This window comes from Duncaniella sp., from assembly GCF_029054785.1.
GTDB lineage: Bacteria > Bacteroidota > Bacteroidia > Bacteroidales > Muribaculaceae > Duncaniella.
In genome coordinates this window covers 1-17,332 of record NZ_JAIDEN010000079.1, presented here as the reverse complement: position 1 = coordinate 17,332, position 17,332 = coordinate 1, and the positions used below count along the sequence as shown (strand labels likewise).

The window sequence follows — 17,332 nt, the reverse complement described above, 5'->3', positions numbered from 1 at the left end:
ACCCCCGTCAGAAGCGAAGACCCCCGACAGAAGCGAAGACCCCCGACAGAAACCTTTTTGTCCCCAGTGTCCGCATTTTAATGCGGAAAAGAATCCTTTTTTGTCGCATTTTAATGCGGAAAAGAATCCTTTAATGCGGAAAAGAAACCTTTAATGCGGAAAAGACAGCCAAAGCCCAATGACCAAGCCATCTCTTCTCAGCCTCCTCCTGAGCCTCCTGCTCCTCACCTCATGCGAATCCGTTGACGACGACCGCATCCCCTACGCCGAAGTCCGCCTCACCTTCCCGACCGTAGGCGACTGGAACATCTACGGCGTAAAAGGAGACGCCGCCGACTCGCGCCGCTACATCTTCACCCGCACCGAACGCATCCCCGCCGACTTCCCCTACACCAGCCTCGACCGCACAGGCTTCGGCGGCCTCCTCCTCGCCACCGACGTCCTCGGCGAGCTCCACGTCTACGACCTCGCCTGTCCCGTCGAAGCCCGCCCCACCACCCGCATCGAAATCCCCGCAGGAGCAACCAGCGCACGCTGTCCCCAATGCGGAAGCACCTTCGACATCTACGGCGCCACCCACGGCAACCCACTCAGCGGCCCCGCCGCCGACCGCGGCTACGCCCTCCGTCGCTACCACGTCAGCTCCGGAGGCCCCACCGAATACCGCGTAATCACCCACTGACGACAGCCACCTCACCCAGAACTCCCAAAATTCCCAGTTCTCTCAGAACTCCCACCTCTCCCAGAACTCCCAGAACTCCCAGCTCTCCCACCCCCCAAAAAAAGCAAAAGCCCGGCAATCACGCCGGGCTAAAAAATTATCAGAAGGAAAAGCGATTCAGCCCTTTCCGTCCTTCATCGCAAAAAACTTCCAGAGAGGAGCAGCCATCAGCGCCTGCTTCAGCACATCACCAGCAAGCATCTCCCGGACCTCAGACTCATCAAGGATCTCCACCTTGATATCCTCAGTCTCATCCAGATGCTGCGAATCCATCCTGACAACACCGCGGGCAACAAAACTGTAACTCAGATTATTCTGACTCCCCGGATTGGCACACAGCACCGTCAGCAGCTCCCACTCCCCGCCACCGAAACCGGTCTCCTCCATCAGCTCCCTTCTGGCAGCCTCCAGAGGCTCCTCACCAGCCTCGGCAACACCGGCGCAAAGCTCCGTCGCCACAATCCCAAGACCGTGGCGATACTGCTTCACCATCACAAACTTACCCTCCGGAGTCAGAGCGATCACATTGACCCACGTCGGATATTCAAGCACATAATATTCGGGATGCACAACCCCGTTCGGCAGACGCACCGTATCGCGTCTCACCGTAAGCCACGGACGCCGGAAGAGATACTCGCTCCCAACCGTCTCCCACTTCATAGCATCATCCTTATCGGAATTCATGATTTATCCTTTCGTCTTAATAAATAATCACTGATAGCCAGCGCCACCCCCGGAAGTCCGAGAGGCATCTCGCCGGCAAGAATCGTATACATCTCCTCCGGATTCTCCTTCGCCACAGCCATCACCCTCAGATACTGCTCGCGGGTGATCACCGACGAAAAATCCGAAAGCTTATCCTCGCGGATCAGGCTCACGATATGACCGTAGACCGTCCGCTCCTTGATCCCCTTCGTAGCCGCGATTCCCGCAACGTCATAGCCCGCGTTCAGCAGCAGCAGAGTCTCCTCGAAAGAAAGCCCCGTGCCCAGCGGCTCTGCAATCCCCTTGAACTTCCGGATCGCAGTCACAAAAGGCTTCCAGTATCTGACAGTCTTCTTCTCGCCGATACCCTCAACCTTCGAAAAAGCCTCCATATCAGTCGGCTCCAGGCGCACAAGCTCAAGCAGCACCTTGTCCGACAGCACGATATAGGGAGGCACCTGCTCCTTCCGCGCAAGTTTCTGTCTGACCTCCTTCAGCTCGGCAAGCAGACGCTCAGCCGGCTTGAGTTCAGGCTCGGCCTCCTCGACACGCCTGCGCGCAGGCTTGCCGCGTTCAGGCTCCTTATAGCGGGCCAGAGTGACCTCACGCCGTTCGCGCAGCACCTCAGCCCCGTAGGCCGTCACCTTCAGATGATTGCCCTCGTTATAGGCTATATCCACCAGCCCAAGCTGAATCAGCTGCGAAAGATAGCAGTTCCACTCCGAATATGACAGATCGCGCCCCGCCCCATAAGTCTTTATAAGGTGGAAACCGCGCTGCATCAGATCCTGACGCGCCGCACCGCGAAGAACATCAATCAGCATCGAAAAACCCGTCTGCCCCTCTGTGCGGATAATAGCGCTCATCGCCTTCTGGGCAATGACAGTCCCGTCCATCCTCTCCGGAGGATTCAGACAGACATCACAATTGCCGCAGTCATGGTCGATCGTCTCATTGAAATAGCTCAGAAGAATGCGCCGGCGACACAACGAAGCCTCAGCATACTCACGCATACGCTTCAGCTTCTCGGCATTGACGCTCTGCTGCCCGCTCTCCTCAACAAACGACTGATGGGTGATAATATCAGAATAGGAATAGAACATCACAGCCTCAGCCTTCACCCCGTCGCGCCCCGCGCGTCCGATCTCCTGATAGTAACTCTCAAGGCTTCCGGGCATATTGTTGTGGACAACCCAGCGGATATTGCTCTTGTCTATGCCCATGCCGAAAGCGACCGTAGCGCAGACAACCTGCACCTCGCCGTTGATAAACTTGTCCTGCGCCCTGTTGCGCTCCTCAGTCGGCAGACCCGCATGGTAGACAACCGAACGGTAGCCAAGCCCGCGCAGAGCCTCGTTCATCGACTCCGCAGCCTTGCGGCTGATGCAATAGACAATCCCCGCATCATAGCGGTAGCGCTCGATAAGCGCCGAGATATAGCGCACACGCTCCTTCTTTCCCGACTTGTTGATGACACGCAGCGAGATATTCGGCCTGTCAAACGACCCAAGAAACAGCTGCGGATCGTTGAGCCGCAGCTGGGAAGCGATATCGTCACGCGTCAGGCGGTCAGCCGTAGCCGTCAGCGCCATCACCGGCACATGCGGAAAAAGCTCCTTGATCCGCGACAGCCGCGTATAGTCCGGGCGGAAATCATGGCCCCACTGCGAGATGCAGTGAGCCTCGTCGATAGCGATCAGCCCCACAGGCAGATCTCTCGACCAGCGGTCGATCTCCATCAGCAGACGTTCCGGAGAGATGTAAAGTATCTTGATCCTCCCGCTGAAAAGCTGCTCCAGAATGTGGCGGTTCTCCTCGTCGGTCTGCATCGAATTGACCGCAGCCGCCGGAATCCCGTTTGAAGCCAGCGCCGCGACCTGATCCTTCATCAGCGCGATCAGCGGCGACACGACAATCGTGATCCCGCCCTCCGACATCAGAGCCGGAATCTGATAGCAGACCGACTTTCCGCCGCCCGTAGGCATAAGCACCACACTGTCGCGCCCCTCCACAGCCGAAGTGATGATCTCCAGCTGCAACGGACGGAAACTGTTATAACCGTAAAATCTTCGCAACAGAGCCACAGCCCTGTCCTGAATTTCTTCTCTGTTCATCATTAGACAAAAGGACCCGGCCTTTCACACCCGGCCAGGTCAGAACGCGCCCTCCTCTCCGCGGAAGGCATTGATTATCGTGCGCACAATGATTTTCACGTCAAGCATGAAAGTCCAGTGCTCGATGTACCATATATCATTCTCCACTCTCTTCTCCATCTGCCACAGCTCCTCGGTCTGCCCGCGGAAGCCGCGCACCTGCGCCCAGCCGGTGATGCCGGGCTTGATCAGATGGCGCACCATATACTGCCCGATCAGGCGCCGGTAGTCCTCCGTGTGCTTCAGCATGTGGGGACGCGGCCCGACAACTGACATATCACCCTTGAACACATTGATGAACTGAGGCAGCTCGTCGATGCTCGTGCGGCGCAGAAACTCCCCAAGACGCGTCTTGCGCGGATCGTTCTTAGTCGCCTGCACCGTATCGGCATCCTTGTTGACGTGCATCGTCCGGAACTTCCAGCAGAGAAAATCCTTACCGCGGTAGCCCGTGCGGATCTGCTTGAAAAAGACCGGTCCCGGCGAACTCAGCTTCACCGCAATCGCCACCGGAATGAACACCAGAGGAGAGAAAAGCAGGAAAACGCCTGAAAAAACAATGTCGAAAGCCCGTTTCATCACCCGGTTGGCTCCCCGCTCAAGAGGATTGTTGCGCACCTCAAGCACAGGCATCTGCCCGATGGAGTCGAGCCGGAAACGGCGCGTCAGATAAGGCGAGATCTGAGGGACGTAATGAAACTTGATCATGTGCTTCTCACACAGAGCCGTCACCAGCTGGACAGCCTCGCTGTTCTCCCCTGAGATCGTATAGAAAATCTCGTCCGTAGCCTCGCGGACCACAAACTCCTCCAGATCCGAGAGATCTCCGGCATAGAGATTCTTATACCTGAAATCCGGCGGACAGTATATATCGAAAAAGCCCTGGCAGCTATAACCGAAACCCGGATCCATCCTCATTTCAGTCATCAGCCTCTCGGCAGTCTGACGGCACCCGACAATCACTATACGGCTGAAACTCTTCCCGCTCCTGCGGTAAGATTTAAGCAGATAATGTGCGCTCCCCCACCACAGCATCAGCAGCGGTGCGAACGCGCCGTAAAGTTCCGAGAAAACCACCAGCGGAAGAGGAGGCTGCCCCATCAGATAGGACAGAAATATGAAAAGCAGCGCCTGGCAGATCACTCCCTGGAGCGTCAGCAGCAGAAGGCGGTCCATCTGCAAGGCCCTGATCTTATGGATGCGCCCCTGATAGCGCGCCACAGGCACGTATGACAGGTTCAGCAGCAGCCAGACAAGCCGTCCGTGAAGTTCCGTGACTTCCGGATTCATCATGGTCACGCCGAAAAAGACCGCGTTGAGAATAACGAAGTCAACCGTGACGAGAATCTTGCGGTAGTAACGGTTGTATCGGCCTACCGGCCTGCCGATTTTCGGTTCCGAATCAAACATTCCTTTTCATATCCTCCAACACACTCATAACAGACCCTGGAGGCTCTTTTCATCATATTCTACACGACGGAGAGCCATACAGACAGGCCCCGCATCGCAACACATATATTACAAATATCAAACCATCGCAGGGACGCCTTTCAAAGCGTCCGCACCGTAAAAAGACATCCTCCTACGAAGTGCGGCAGCTCCGGAACGCGTCCCTACAAAAGAATTCCTTTATGATCAGAGTTTGCTGTCGATCACACGGATCTTCTGTTCAAGATCCGCAAGATCGTCCTTCAGACGCTGCACACGGCGCTCCATGTCACGCAGCATCGAGCTGGCGTTCTTCGACTTGGCCGACAGGAAACCCATATTGTTTTCGTATGTCTGCAACTCACCCTTGCGCTGCTCATAGGCACGCATCAGGCGTTCGCGCTCGCGGTAGAGACGGTTTTCGTCATTGCCGATCTCCTTGAGACTGTTCTCAAACGAAGCCATGCGCGAGCCGCGCTGCGACAGGTCGAGTTTCTGATACAGTTCGTTGACCACTCCGCGATAAGCCTCATAGACAGCATCTTTCTCGCTGAAAGGCACGTGGCCCACGCTCTGCCATTCGGCCTGAAGATCCTTGACAGCCTTGACAGCCGCCTCGCGTCCGAGAGCCTCCGGATCGAGCGCCTTGAGCTTCTCGATGATCTCGTTCTTCTGTTCGAGATTGGCGCGCTCGGTGCGGCGTGTGCCCGAAGTGTTCTTCTTTTTCTGTTCGAAGAAATAGTCGCAGGCTGCGAGGAAGCGGCGCCAGACCTGATCGGAATGCTTCTTGGCGACAGCGCCGATCGTCTTCCACTCCTTCTGCATCTCGACGAACTCATCGGCCGCCTTGCGCCATTCGGTGCTGTCTTTCAGCGCCTCGGCACGCTCGCAAAGAGCGATCTTGCGTTCGAGATTCTTCGACAGCGAATCCTTCATTGTGCGGAAAAACTCAGCCTTTGCCGCAAAGAACTTGTCGCAGCTCTCGCGGAAACGGGCGAAGAGCAGATTGTTCGACTTGCGCGAAGCGAAACCGATCTTCTTCCACTCCTCCTGAGCCTCGATGATCTTCTTGGTCATCTCGTCCCATGCGGCGAAAGTCGACAGTTTGTCGATCTCGAAAGCCTCGACACGCTGGCAGATGGCCTCCTTGGCCTCCTCGTTCTCGCGCTCGCGGGCCTTGCGCTCCTCGAAGAAGCTCTGATAACGCTTGTTGATGTCTGCCGAAAAATCCTTGAAACGGCCCCAGATCTCCTCGCGCACCTCCTTCGGCACAGGACCGATGTTGCGCCACTGGTCATGAAGAGTCTGAAGACGGCGGAAAGCCGCGATCACATCCTCTTCGCCGCAAAGTTTCTCAGCCTCGGCCACGAGAGCCTCCTTCTCGCTGAGATTTTTCTTGAAATCATAGTCGCGCAGCTCCTTGTTGATCTTAAGCTGGTCATAATATTTTTCCACCGCATCCTGATAGCTCTTCCAGAGATCGCCTGAAAGCGGAGCAGGCACCTCGCCGATCTCCTTGAATTCGGTCTGGAGATCGCGCACCTGCTGGAAGAAGCGGTTGGCGTTGTCGACATCCGCACCCATTTCGATGATCTTGTCGACGATCGCCTTCTTGCGGTCATAATTTTCCTGCTGAAGAGCCTCGATGGCAGCGCGCTGCTGGGCCTTCTTCTCCTTGACAGTCGCAAGGAGAGCCTTGAAACTCTCTTCCGCCGGATCGGCCTGAGGCTCAAAAGCCTCCGCCTGGTTGCCGGCCTCGACGAAAGCCTCGCGCTGACGGCGCTGCTCCTCGTTGCGGATCGCATAGAACTGCTGTTTGAGGCGAGCCACCTCGTCAGCCGCGATCTCGGCGGCCTCCTTTTCCGACAGCAGTCTCAGAGCCTCGACAAGGCTCTCTTTTGTCACCGGTTCGCAGGCGGCAGCGCTCTCTGACTCGGCAGAAACGACCGTCTCTTCAGCCACAGGGCCTTCGGCTGTTGTTGACTCGGAAATATTCACGGATTCGGCAGCCTCATTAGCGGCGCCTTCATTCAGGGGCTGGTTCAATGTCTCGCCGGACATTGAAGTGTCACGCAGTTCCATAACGGGTTGGGTTAATGTGAAGTAAGCTCGCGAGCCCTCATTGGCGACCGCAGCCGCCGGACCGACGCGAGAAGGATTGGTACAAAGATTTAATGTGCTGATTCAAACGCCCCTTGGAGCATCGGAATCGGTTGAGTGTGCTAATTTACTGATTATTTTCTAAAATCGTAACTTTTTTCCAAAAAAACTCAATTTTTTATCCCCCGCACCCCGCAAATCCGTTTCCACGGTCCGGATCATTTCAGTTCCGACTCTTTCAGATAACAGAAAGCCTTTTTCTGAAATTCCTGATTAAACAATGATTCTTTTCTGGAACTCCAGCGGCAGATCTCCTGACCGATAAGACCGACAACCATATCCTCATCATCGGTTTTCCAGTCTTTAAGAGCCGGTATATTCTGCAAGATGTAATCAACCGTTGACAACAGTTCCAAAGAATAGTTTGAATAATAGCTGCGCAAAAACGCCATTGTCCTTTGACATATATTCTTCAGACTGTCATCTTTATAATCTTCAATGAATCTGGAGGCCTCTTTCTCCGCATCATCAGTCAGCCAGATATAATCGAACGGACGGCTCTGCATCCCGCCCATCCCTTTCACATAACTTCCATTCATGTGATACAGTACATGAGCCACTTTCCCGCCTGAGTAAGGCCCGTATATATAGGGTTTGAAATCAATTCTGAAAAAGCTCTTACCCCCGAAACGCTGCATAAAATAAACCAGCTTCTCAACAGCAAAAACAGAAGCGAATTCGCCGTATCTGTTCATGTCGGCAATCATCATCAGCAGCATAGCTCTGGCCGGAGTGAGTTTCACGCGCTCTGACTTCATCCTTTCAATAATCGCCTCTGTCGGCTCATAGAGATAGATTTCACAATCGACATCAGCCAGTGATCTTTCTATCATCTGCTTTACTTGAAGCCAGTCCAAACCGCCGTTGTGTGAACCTAACGGCGGAATTGCAATCGAACGTATCCCACGGACCTCTATTTCCCGGCGAAGAGCTTTGAGTCCCAGATCTATATAAGAATACTCCGATGGATAACGCCAATGAGTTTTTGTCGGAAAATTTACGATCGTCTTAACGCCCTGCATCAAGGTTCCCTCCTCTGTCACAAGCATCTCGCCGACATGAAGTTCCTTGTTCTGACAGACCTTACGGTAGATGCGGTAGTTTTCCGGAAACGCTTCCCGAAACTGCAAAGCAATGCCTTTTCCCATCACTCCGACAGTATTGACAGTATTGACCAAGGCATCAGCCTCACTTTCCAACAGATTTCCTTTTACGTAATGTATCATCAAAAATAATAATTAGGGGCCACGACAATCAGTTTTTCCGCAATTCCAAATGACTTCAGTTTCTCTTTGGCATCATCATTATAAACGATATAGCCTCTGATATAGTCAGGCGGAACATCTCCCTTTATCAGCAATTCCGCTTCCTTTCTACGCTTCAGATCAATATCCGAGTCATTGTTCCATTGGGAAACATACACGTCGTCATAATTTATTATCTGGCAGATCTCCGGCAGACGGTCTTTCTCATAAATCTTTGTAAGAGCACTCAGAGCATGACCATCAGTAAAAAAACAATCCACCTTGTCTCTGATAAGGTCTGCAAGACGCAATACACAATAGACGATTCCGGCAGGATCCTGCCTCCGGACTCCATTATAACCGTGCTGGATAACATAGAGCATCGGAGTGCGGGGACCTAAATAAAACGGGACATAATCACGGAGATTCTTCCCTCCGACCATCAGCATTTTTCGAATATTTATCACCTGCGGATCTCCGATACTGACAAATTTTTCATCACGCATTGAAGAATCAGCCAGTAAAAGCCCAAACTTCAGAATATGAGGAATATTGTCAATATGAGTGATGCGAAAAGCGTATTTCAATATCTTTCCCATAATTTACGAGAGTCGTTTAAGGTCCATGACTTCTTCCTTCAGAGCCGCTTTGTTCAATTCGATCTGTGTGGCCCATAAATCACCGATCGCCGATGTGTCGGCAAGTGCGATGGCACAGAGCATTTCAAAGTCATCCTCACCGGTCACTATACCGGCGAGCTGTTCCTTATCACGGCCTTTCCCAAGACAATCGCCTATGATATCATGGTAAATCACAAGCATACAGATTTCCCGGACATCCTCATCAGTCAAATTCCTGACTTCCTCTGACAGAATCCGCACCAGCATCTCCGCGGCATCGGCCGGATGATCGGTATAAGGCCGGGGCATTTTCCCATTGTCCCATCTTTTCTTCGGACCTTTCCCTATGTCATGCAGATAAGCCGCAAGCACAAGCAATGATTTCTTTGTCTCGGAAGCCTTTTTATAATACCCCGTAGACTTCATTGCTCTGACAACTTTTTTCGTATGATCTTCCAAAAAATCATCATGCGGAGAATAATCCTGATAAAGGCCGATTATGCCCTTTAGTTCAGGTAAAACCGAAAAATCCTCTTCAATCGCGGCAATCAGATCGGAAATCGTCTCGAACCGATACATGCCCCGCCCTCCGGACCTTTTTTTCTTTATCTTTTTCAGCGTAGTTTCGTAACTGTTTTTGAGGAACTCAGGCCCGGTTACAAGAGTCTCGTTCTTTCGGTCTCCGAAAAAAAATTTCGTGTAATAGAATTTATATCTTTCCAATGGAAAATATCCGTCAAAAAGGATCTTTGGTGCCTTTACGCCATTATCATCAAAAATCTTCTGCACAGACTTTTTCACATGCTCATTATAAACGACTATGTGGCTGATCTCACTGATATCGACTCTTGAAGCAATGAGCGCCTCCGCCATCTTCTTATGTTTATCCTCTTCCGAATCTTGTTTCCAACTCTTACTGTCTATTATTTCCCAGTCAAGTTCGTCAAGATCAGAGGTGTCATCGAAAAACTCCGGAGCCTCGGCAGTGTTTGCCGAAGCATCCGTAAAAACAGCGTCTTCTTTTTCAAGCCTGTCTATACTGACACAGAAATAGATTATACCTGGCTGGTCGACATTCTTCTGAATCAGTTTTGAAAGTAGCATCGGATTGATCGATGAAAAGTAGAACGGCACATAGTCATGTACCTTACCACCAGGCCCCACAGGCACATCCATCCGCGCTCTGCGCTCCTGAATGCGTTGATTGGCAATATTCTTATGCTTGATTTCTTTCTCATTCTTCAGATTGGTGCATAACAATCCGTTCTTGATTATCGAATCAAGATTGCGAATATCCGTAAAATGGAAAATATATCTGCCTTTATGCTTATGCGGTATTGCCATAATATTTTTTATTTTCTGCCTGGATGTTTAAGCTGACGGTCCGCACTCCGGCTGTCACTCTGCCGAGGAGGCGTAGAGGCCGATCATCGTGCCGGTGAAGTTGCCGGCGGTGCGGGTGCTCAGAAGCGAGGCGGGGAGGCTGCGGTCCATCAGGGTGTAGTCACCGTCGTCCTCGGCGAAGGCAAAGGTGTAGCTCCCCTTGCCGTCGGCTGTGATCTTCAGGCGCAGAGAGGCCGACAGATCCGAGAGCTGTGCCTCGAACTCCTCGCGTGAGCCGTTCTTGCTGCGGCCTATCACGCGGACCACCACATCTCCGTAGCTGTTCATGGTCTTGCCGAAGACAATGTTGCACTCGTCATCCTGGAAGAGCAGTAGTCCCGCTATGTCAGCCGACGATTCCGGCGTGAAATCATCAAGGCTCACGCTCACCTCAAAGGCACTTTCCGTGGCCCACATGCCGATGGCCGACGGCGATTTGCGGTCGGCCAGAGCCACTTCGGAGGCCACGAGGTTGAGGTTGCCGTCTTCATTAAGCCCGTAGAACGCGCTCTGCGGGTTGCGTATAAAGAAAGCCACGGGCGACAACGCGCCGTCGGCCCACAGTTCCGACTCGAATTCTTTCTGCGGACGCCCGGCAAGCACTTCGCCGGGTTCGGTTATGACGGGCTGGCCCTTTTTCCAGCTGACAGGATGGATAAAGGTCTCGCGCCCCATTATGTCATGGCCGTCGGCACTGTACGGACGCACTCCGAGATACACGGCCCACCATTTCCCATTCTTGTCCTCGACCAGATCGGCATGGCCCGTGCAGGTGACAGCGTCGGGACGCGCCGGATCGAGATCCTTCTGCGTCAGGATCGGGTTGATGCGGCAGGGGCGGAAAGGTCCTTTCGGGCTGTCTGACTCAAAGATCACTTCGCGGTGGTCAGGCCCGGTGCCACCCTCGGCACACATCAGATAATACTTCCCGTCTATATTATAAAGATGGGGACCTTCGATCCACACCGGTTTTTCCTCTATGTTGACTCCGCCGTCGACAATCACCTGCGACTCTCCGGTCACACGTCCCGCCTGCCAGTCGAAATCATGGATATGGATGGCTCTGTGGCCCTCATAGAGAGCTTCGCCAGCAGGCGAATCGTTGTTGACTATGTAGGCTTTGCCGTCACGGTCAAAGAGAATGCTCGGATCAATCCCGCCTACCTCCGGAAGCCACACCGGATCGCTCCACTCGCCCTGCTTCGGGTCCTGAGTGGTCACGTAGAATGTCCCGCCGTTGTCGACGAGAGTCGTGATCATGTAGAAAGTCCTGTTCTGCGGGTTATATGAGATGTCAGGAGCATAGATACCGCCGGAAATCCTCAGGCTGTCGGGCAGATCGAGCTGCTCGCGGCGGTTGAGCACATAGCCCAGCCGCTCCCAGTTGCGCAGGTCGGTGCTGTGCCAGACAGGCACTCCCGGAAAGAAGGCGAAGGAGGAGTTGACCATGTAGTAGTCATCGTCGACCCTCACCACCGACGGATCGGGATAGCAGCCGGGGAGCAGCGGCGCCCAGTCGGGAGAGGCCACCTCGCCTCCCTCTGGCAAGGTCACATTGTATGAGAAATCACTGAACACGGCCACGGGAGCCTCACGCTCATCGTTGCAGGCGACAACAGCCGCACTTGCCAGTAAAACCACTGCTGTTCTGGATAGGAATGTCTTCATGAGAGGTCAAGGTTTAAGAAGATTCTTGATTAAGAGGGTGGGATTTTGGAGGATTTTTTTAGTAGATTGAGCAGCCTGAGGTCAGCCGAAGCCGCCCCGCATGGTCCTCATACAAGTTTCTGACTGAGCACAGTCCTGCCGTCGATCTTCAGCTCGACACGGCCCGGCGCACTCAGGGGGATCATCGTGTCAGCAGCCGGAAGCAGGATCACGTCGCCGATCTTCAGCGTCGTGTAGCGGCTGATCAGGCTGATGGCCTCCTCGATGCGTGAAGCCTGCGGCGCAAGCCTCACCTCGACACCGTCGGCTGAGACCGCGATCGGATCCGCCCCCTTCGAGGCTTCGATCCACTCTCCGCAGACCAGGCTTGAATCCATTCCGGCCACAACCGAAGCCAGTTCGGGCGCCGAGAGCAACACGAGCCGCATGGCGCAGCTGATGCCGTCATAATAGCGCGAGGCGAACTTTCCGGAGATATTCTTGCCGAGACGGCTGATCTTCGCAGCCACACAGATCTCGGCCTGCCAGCCTTCACCCTCCTCAGGCATGAAAAGCGGACGTCCCTGCAACACGAGAGTGGAGTCGGGGATGAAATCGAGCTGCAACACCGGGGCAGTGGCTATGACACGTATTATCTTCATGACTGTTTGGGCATTCTGTTGTACATCACTGCCAGATGGGCATAGATCGAAGTGTTCTGCACCACCACGTCAGGGGCGGTGCGTATGCGGAAAGGCGTGAAGTTCCAAAGGGCCTTTATTCCGGCGGCCACACACATCTCGGCCACCTCCGCACAGCTCTCGACAGGCACGGCGATCACGGCGATCTCGGCCCCTAACTCGTCCACACGCTGCCTGAGTTCCGACAGCGGATAGATCGGCTTTCCGTCGAGCGTCTTGCCGACAACGGCGGGATTCACGTCGAAACCGGCCACGATGTCAAGCCCGTAGCGCGACAGACCGGAGTCTGCGATCAGGGCCGAGCCGAGACTGCCGACTCCCATCATCACCGCCTTGTGCTCGCGCCGGAATCCGAGAAAGTCATAGAGACCGCGCTCCAGTTCGCTGACTTCATAGCCTATGCGGGTCTTTCCCTTGATGTTGAGATAGGAAAGATCCTTGGCAATCTGCGACGACTCGACATTCAGCTCCTGAGAGATCGCAGTGGTCGAGACATACTCAACCCCCTGCGCCCTCAGGCGCGACACGCAGGCCAGATACCAGGGAAGGCGCGAAATGGCAGGTTCCGGAACATATTGTGCGTTGCTCTGCATAATTTAGAGGCGGTTTTTATTAGGATGACAATTCGAGTGCAATGACAGATGGTCCATCCTGGCACCAATCTCCTCACTGACCCTTCAAAAAAAACACTTGGTTGACCCATCAGGGACAAAAGTACAACATTTCCACCTATTATCAAAATAAGAGGTTGTTTAAAAACAATAGTTAAAATCTGAGCGACGGTATTATATTTTTTCCTTTTAATAATTTCATGTTTCAATAGTTAAAGTTACCTGAGCCTTGGTGTCTCTTTTGCTAAATTGTTGAAATTCATCAGTCACATAGCTCGCTATGCTCCTTCCTCATTTACAACAATTTATCTAAAAGATACACCACTCAGATTTTATCTCTTGTTTTTAAACAACCTCTTAAGGAGCGACTGATTTGGCTCTCAAACACATTTTTCGTAAATTTGCCCCTTGAATAAACACAGTCAATTATGGACCGCAAAGTTAGAGTGAGATTCGCCCCCTCCCCCACCGGGCCTCTTCATATCGGCGGCGTCCGCACCGCCCTTTACAACTACCTTTTTGCCCGCCGCCACGGCGGCGACATGATCCTCCGCATCGAAGACACCGACTCGAACCGTTTCGTGCCCGGCGCCGAGGACTACATCAACGAATCACTGGCCTGGCTCGGCATCAAGATCGACGAGGGCGTCCGCGAAGGGGGCAACTTCGGCCCCTACAAGCAGAGCGAACGCCGCGACATCTACCGCCGCTATGTCCGCCAGCTCCTCGACGACGGTAAGGCCTACATAGCCTTCGACACCCCTGAGGAACTCGAAGCTGCCCGCGCCGCTACTCCCAACTTCCAGTACGACGCATCAACCCGCATGTCAATGCGCAACTCTCTGTCCCTTCCCGCCGAAGAAGTGAAAAGCCTGATCGACGGCGGCACCCCCTACGTGGTCCGCTTTCTCATCGAACCGGGACGCGACGTGGAAGTCAACGACCTTCTCCGCGGAAAGGTGACCATCAACTCATCCATCCTCGATGACAAGGTGCTCTACAAGAGCGCAGACGACCTGCCCACCTACCATCTGGCCAACATCGTCGACGACCACCTGATGGAAGTCTCCCACGTGATCCGCGGCGAGGAATGGCTCCCCTCAGCTCCTCTCCACGTGCTTCTCTACGAAGCCTTCGGATGGGCCGACACCCGCCCCGACTTCGTCCACCTGCCCCTGCTGCTCAAACCCGACGGCAAAGGCAAGCTCTCCAAGCGCGACGGCGACCGCCTCGGCTTCCCCGTCTTCCCCCTCGAATGGCACGACCCCAAGACCGGAGCCATCTCGTCGGGCTACCGCGAATCGGGCTATCTCCCCGAAGCCGTCATCAACTTCCTCGCCCTGCTCGGATGGAACCCCGGCGACGACACCGAAATCATGTCGATGGAAGAGCTGATCAGCAAATTCTCCTTTGACCACTGCTCCCGCTCAGGCGCGAAATTCGCCTTCGACAAGGGCCGCTGGTTCAACCACGAATACATCCAGGCCACTCCCGACGCCGAACTCTGCCGCCTTTTCCGCCCCGTCCTTGAGGCCAACGGCGTGAACCCCGACGACTTCGGCGACGAATACATCACCCGCGTCATCAGCCTCGTCAAAGGTCGCGTCAACTTCGTGGCCGAGCTCTGGGACCAGGCCCGCTTCTTCTTCAAGGCTCCTGAGACCTACTCCGAAAAGGACATCAAGAAGCGCTGGAAGGAAGACACCCCGCAGGTGCTCGCCGAACTCATCGGACAGCTGCGCGAACTCCCCGACTTCAGCTCTGCCGCAGCCGAACCTCCGGTGCTCGAATGGGTGGCCTCGAAAGGCTATCACCTCGGCAACGTCATGAACGCCTTCCGCCTGACCCTCGTCGGCGAATGCAAGGGTCCCCACATCTTCGACATCACCGAACTCCTCGGCCGCGAAGAGACCATCCGTCGAATCAACCGAGGCATCGAAGCCATCAGACTACCCGAAGCCTAAAACTCTTCTCAACAAAAAATACAGACAGAAAACAAATCACATGATACGCGTAGGAATCATCGGCGGTTCGGGCTATGCCGCCGGAGAGTTGGTCAGAATTCTCCTCAACCACCCCGACGTAGAACTCAAATGGGTCCACTCGCGAACCGTGGCCGGACAGCGCATCGTCGACGTCCACCAGGGACTCCACGGCGAGATCGACATGAACTTCTCAAGCACGATCGACCTTAAGAACATTGACGTCCTCTTCTGCTGCCGCCCCGCAGGCAAGACCCGCGAGTTCATCGAGACCCACACCATCCCGGAAGACCTCAAGATCATCGACCTCGCCCGCGACCACCGCATCGAGGACGGCACCCATGACTTCGTCTACGGACTCTCGGAACTCAACCGCAAACCGATGGTGCGCGGCGCCAGACACGTGGCCAACCCCGGCTGCCTGGCAATGGCAGTGGAACTCTCGCTCATACCTCTGGCCAAAAACCTGCTGCTCAACTCCGACATCCACACAACCATCGTCACCGGCGCCACAAGCGAAGGAGCCGAACGCCGCCCGACCACCCACTACGCCTGGCGCAACGACAACATGGTGGTCTACCGGCCCTTCGCCCATCCGCAGACCCCGGAAATCATCCAGGTGCTCAAAGCCATGCAGCAGAGCTTCAACTCGAAGATCCACATCCTCCCGATGAGAGGCTCATTCTCCCGCGGCATCATGGCCGTCAGCTACATCGACTGCGCCCTTGATCTGCCGGAGATCATCAAGCTATACAGCGACTACTTCTCGGACCACAACTTCACCTTCATCACCTCGAAGATCCCCGACCTGAAGGACGTCGTCAACACCAACAAGTGCATCATCCACCTTGACAAGATCGACGGCAAGCTGCTCGTCACAGCCGTCATCGACAACCTGCTCAAAGGCGGAGCCGGCAACGCCGTCCACACCATGAACCTCCTCTTCGGACTTCAGGAGACCACAGGCCTCACCATGAAGGCCACCGGCTATTGACATCACACCGCGGTCTCCACGACCCGACACGACATCACAACCCTGCGGCTGCCCCTCGGCAGCCGCTTTTTCTTTGCGGCGGCGCGCCGCAGACTCACGCGCCCGCTTCGAACGCGCCATAGCCCTGTCGATCTCAGGTTGCAGCAAAGCGAAAACCATCATCACATCAATCCCGCAGGCCTTCACAGGCACCTGCCCGCGCTCCATATAAGCATCGATCATAAGCATACACTGTCGGATCAGCCGCTCAGGATCACCGTGACAGACACAAGCCATACAAACCCGGTGGTTTATATCCTTATAAAACTTTTCAGACACAGGGCGCTGCACCTTCACAACCCCCGCAGACATCGCATTAGGATTCTTCATAGCAAAAACAACAATTAAAAAAAGATTTTCAAGAGCATCCGACAACGCCCTCACATATATTATATTTTAGAACAGAATGAATTATATTTATAATCGTATGGAATAGAAGAATATAGAATATTTTATAGAACAGTTTGGAACGTTTTTATAAAATTAATATCGCCTGGAATAGCATCGAATATTTTATAAAACAGTTCGGATCGTTTTTATAAATAGATTAATATAGCCTGGAATAGCATAGCTATTTTATAGAACCGTTTGGAATGTTTTTATAAGTAACTCTTGAAAATTAATTTATACTTCCTGCGGTTACTTTGGAAAAACATATTACGTTTAATTTTAAAGAGTTACTTAGAATAATACCGGATAGTATATTCATAAAACCCTGTTCACACCGCAAAGATACAACCGCCCACCCCCTATTTTAGTGCGATAACACGAACCACCCCGAAAAAAATCCCCTGCTCCCCCGCGAATCAGGCAAGCTACGTAACGCCAACGGCACGTCCACCACCCCAGCCTCGCGTACCAGGCAAGCTGCGTAGCAGCGGGGAGAATCCAGGCCACGCCAAGGCGGGTCACATGGACGCAGGGGACCAGGCCGCGGAAGGCAG

Annotated in this window: 14 protein-coding genes; 4 read left to right on the top strand and 10 right to left on the bottom strand. The window is 53.9% G+C overall.

The window, feature by feature from the left end:
* Positions 1 to 178 precede the first annotated feature (178 nt).
* The gene (locus tag K2H17_RS05025; protein ID WP_300132144.1) at positions 179 to 682 is read left to right on the top strand and encodes a hypothetical protein; all 504 of its coding nucleotides are present in this window, start codon (positions 179 to 181) and stop codon (positions 680 to 682) included.
* Between the two features lie 156 nt (positions 683 to 838).
* Here the strand turns inward: K2H17_RS05025 and K2H17_RS05020 are convergent, their stop codons facing one another.
* The 10 genes from K2H17_RS05020 to K2H17_RS04970 form a co-directional block, all read right to left on the bottom strand.
* Entirely contained in the window at positions 839 to 1,405 is a 567-nt protein-coding gene (locus K2H17_RS05020) for an NUDIX hydrolase (RefSeq protein WP_300132142.1), read from the bottom strand.
* Positions 1,402 to 3,540 carry a DNA helicase RecQ gene (recQ, locus tag K2H17_RS05010; RefSeq protein WP_363319924.1) on the bottom strand — a complete coding sequence of 713 codons (2,139 nt, stop codon included), beginning with the start codon at positions 3,538 to 3,540 and terminating at the stop codon, positions 1,402 to 1,404. The genes K2H17_RS05020 and recQ overlap by 4 nt, the downstream gene beginning before the upstream one ends.
* Positions 3,541 to 3,579: 39 nt before the next feature.
* Positions 3,580 to 4,989, bottom strand: a complete 1,410-nt coding sequence (locus K2H17_RS05005) for an undecaprenyl-phosphate glucose phosphotransferase (protein ID WP_300132139.1) — start codon at positions 4,987 to 4,989, stop codon at positions 3,580 to 3,582.
* A gap of 225 nt (positions 4,990 to 5,214) precedes the next feature.
* On the bottom strand, positions 5,215 to 7,089 hold the full coding sequence (locus tag K2H17_RS05000) for a DUF349 domain-containing protein (RefSeq protein ID WP_300132137.1): 1,875 nt from the start codon (positions 7,087 to 7,089) through the stop codon (positions 5,215 to 5,217).
* Between the two features lie 236 nt (positions 7,090 to 7,325).
* A complete protein-coding gene (locus K2H17_RS04995; RefSeq protein WP_300132134.1) occupies positions 7,326 to 8,393 on the bottom strand; it encodes a macro domain-containing protein in 1,068 nt (355 codons plus the stop codon).
* Positions 8,393 to 9,010 carry a DUF4433 domain-containing protein gene (locus tag K2H17_RS04990; protein ID WP_300132132.1) on the bottom strand — a complete coding sequence of 206 codons (618 nt, stop codon included), beginning with the start codon at positions 9,008 to 9,010 and terminating at the stop codon, positions 8,393 to 8,395. Before K2H17_RS04990 ends, K2H17_RS04995 begins: the two co-directional genes overlap by 1 nt.
* A gap of 3 nt (positions 9,011 to 9,013) precedes the next feature.
* A complete protein-coding gene (locus K2H17_RS04985; protein WP_300132129.1) occupies positions 9,014 to 10,375 on the bottom strand; it encodes a DarT ssDNA thymidine ADP-ribosyltransferase family protein in 1,362 nt (453 codons plus the stop codon).
* 54 nt (positions 10,376 to 10,429) lie between these two features.
* On the bottom strand, positions 10,430 to 12,082 hold the full coding sequence (locus K2H17_RS04980; RefSeq protein ID WP_300132126.1) for a glycoside hydrolase family 43 protein: 1,653 nt from the start codon (positions 12,080 to 12,082) through the stop codon (positions 10,430 to 10,432).
* A 107-nt stretch (positions 12,083 to 12,189) separates the two neighbouring features.
* Entirely contained in the window at positions 12,190 to 12,723 is a 534-nt protein-coding gene (locus tag K2H17_RS04975) for a hypothetical protein (RefSeq protein ID WP_300132124.1), read from the bottom strand.
* On the bottom strand, positions 12,720 to 13,355 hold the full coding sequence (locus K2H17_RS04970; protein ID WP_300132122.1) for a redox-sensing transcriptional repressor Rex: 636 nt from the start codon (positions 13,353 to 13,355) through the stop codon (positions 12,720 to 12,722). Before K2H17_RS04970 ends, K2H17_RS04975 begins: the two co-directional genes overlap by 4 nt.
* 443 nt (positions 13,356 to 13,798) lie before the next feature.
* Between K2H17_RS04970 and gltX the strand changes: the two genes are divergently transcribed.
* The 3 genes from gltX (at position 13,799) to K2H17_RS04955 (ending at position 16,560) form a co-directional block, all read left to right on the top strand.
* Positions 13,799 to 15,337, top strand: a complete 1,539-nt coding sequence (gltX, locus tag K2H17_RS04965; RefSeq protein ID WP_300132146.1) for a glutamate--tRNA ligase — start codon at positions 13,799 to 13,801, stop codon at positions 15,335 to 15,337.
* Between the two features lie 40 nt (positions 15,338 to 15,377).
* Positions 15,378 to 16,349 (top strand): N-acetyl-gamma-glutamyl-phosphate reductase, encoded by a 972-nt coding sequence (argC, locus tag K2H17_RS04960; protein WP_300132121.1) that lies wholly within the window; start codon positions 15,378 to 15,380, stop codon positions 16,347 to 16,349.
* Between the two features lie 73 nt (positions 16,350 to 16,422).
* Complete coding sequence (locus K2H17_RS04955; protein WP_300132119.1) at positions 16,423 to 16,560, top strand: hypothetical protein; 138 nt, start codon at positions 16,423 to 16,425, stop codon at positions 16,558 to 16,560.
* Positions 16,561 to 17,332: the final 772 nt, after the last annotated feature.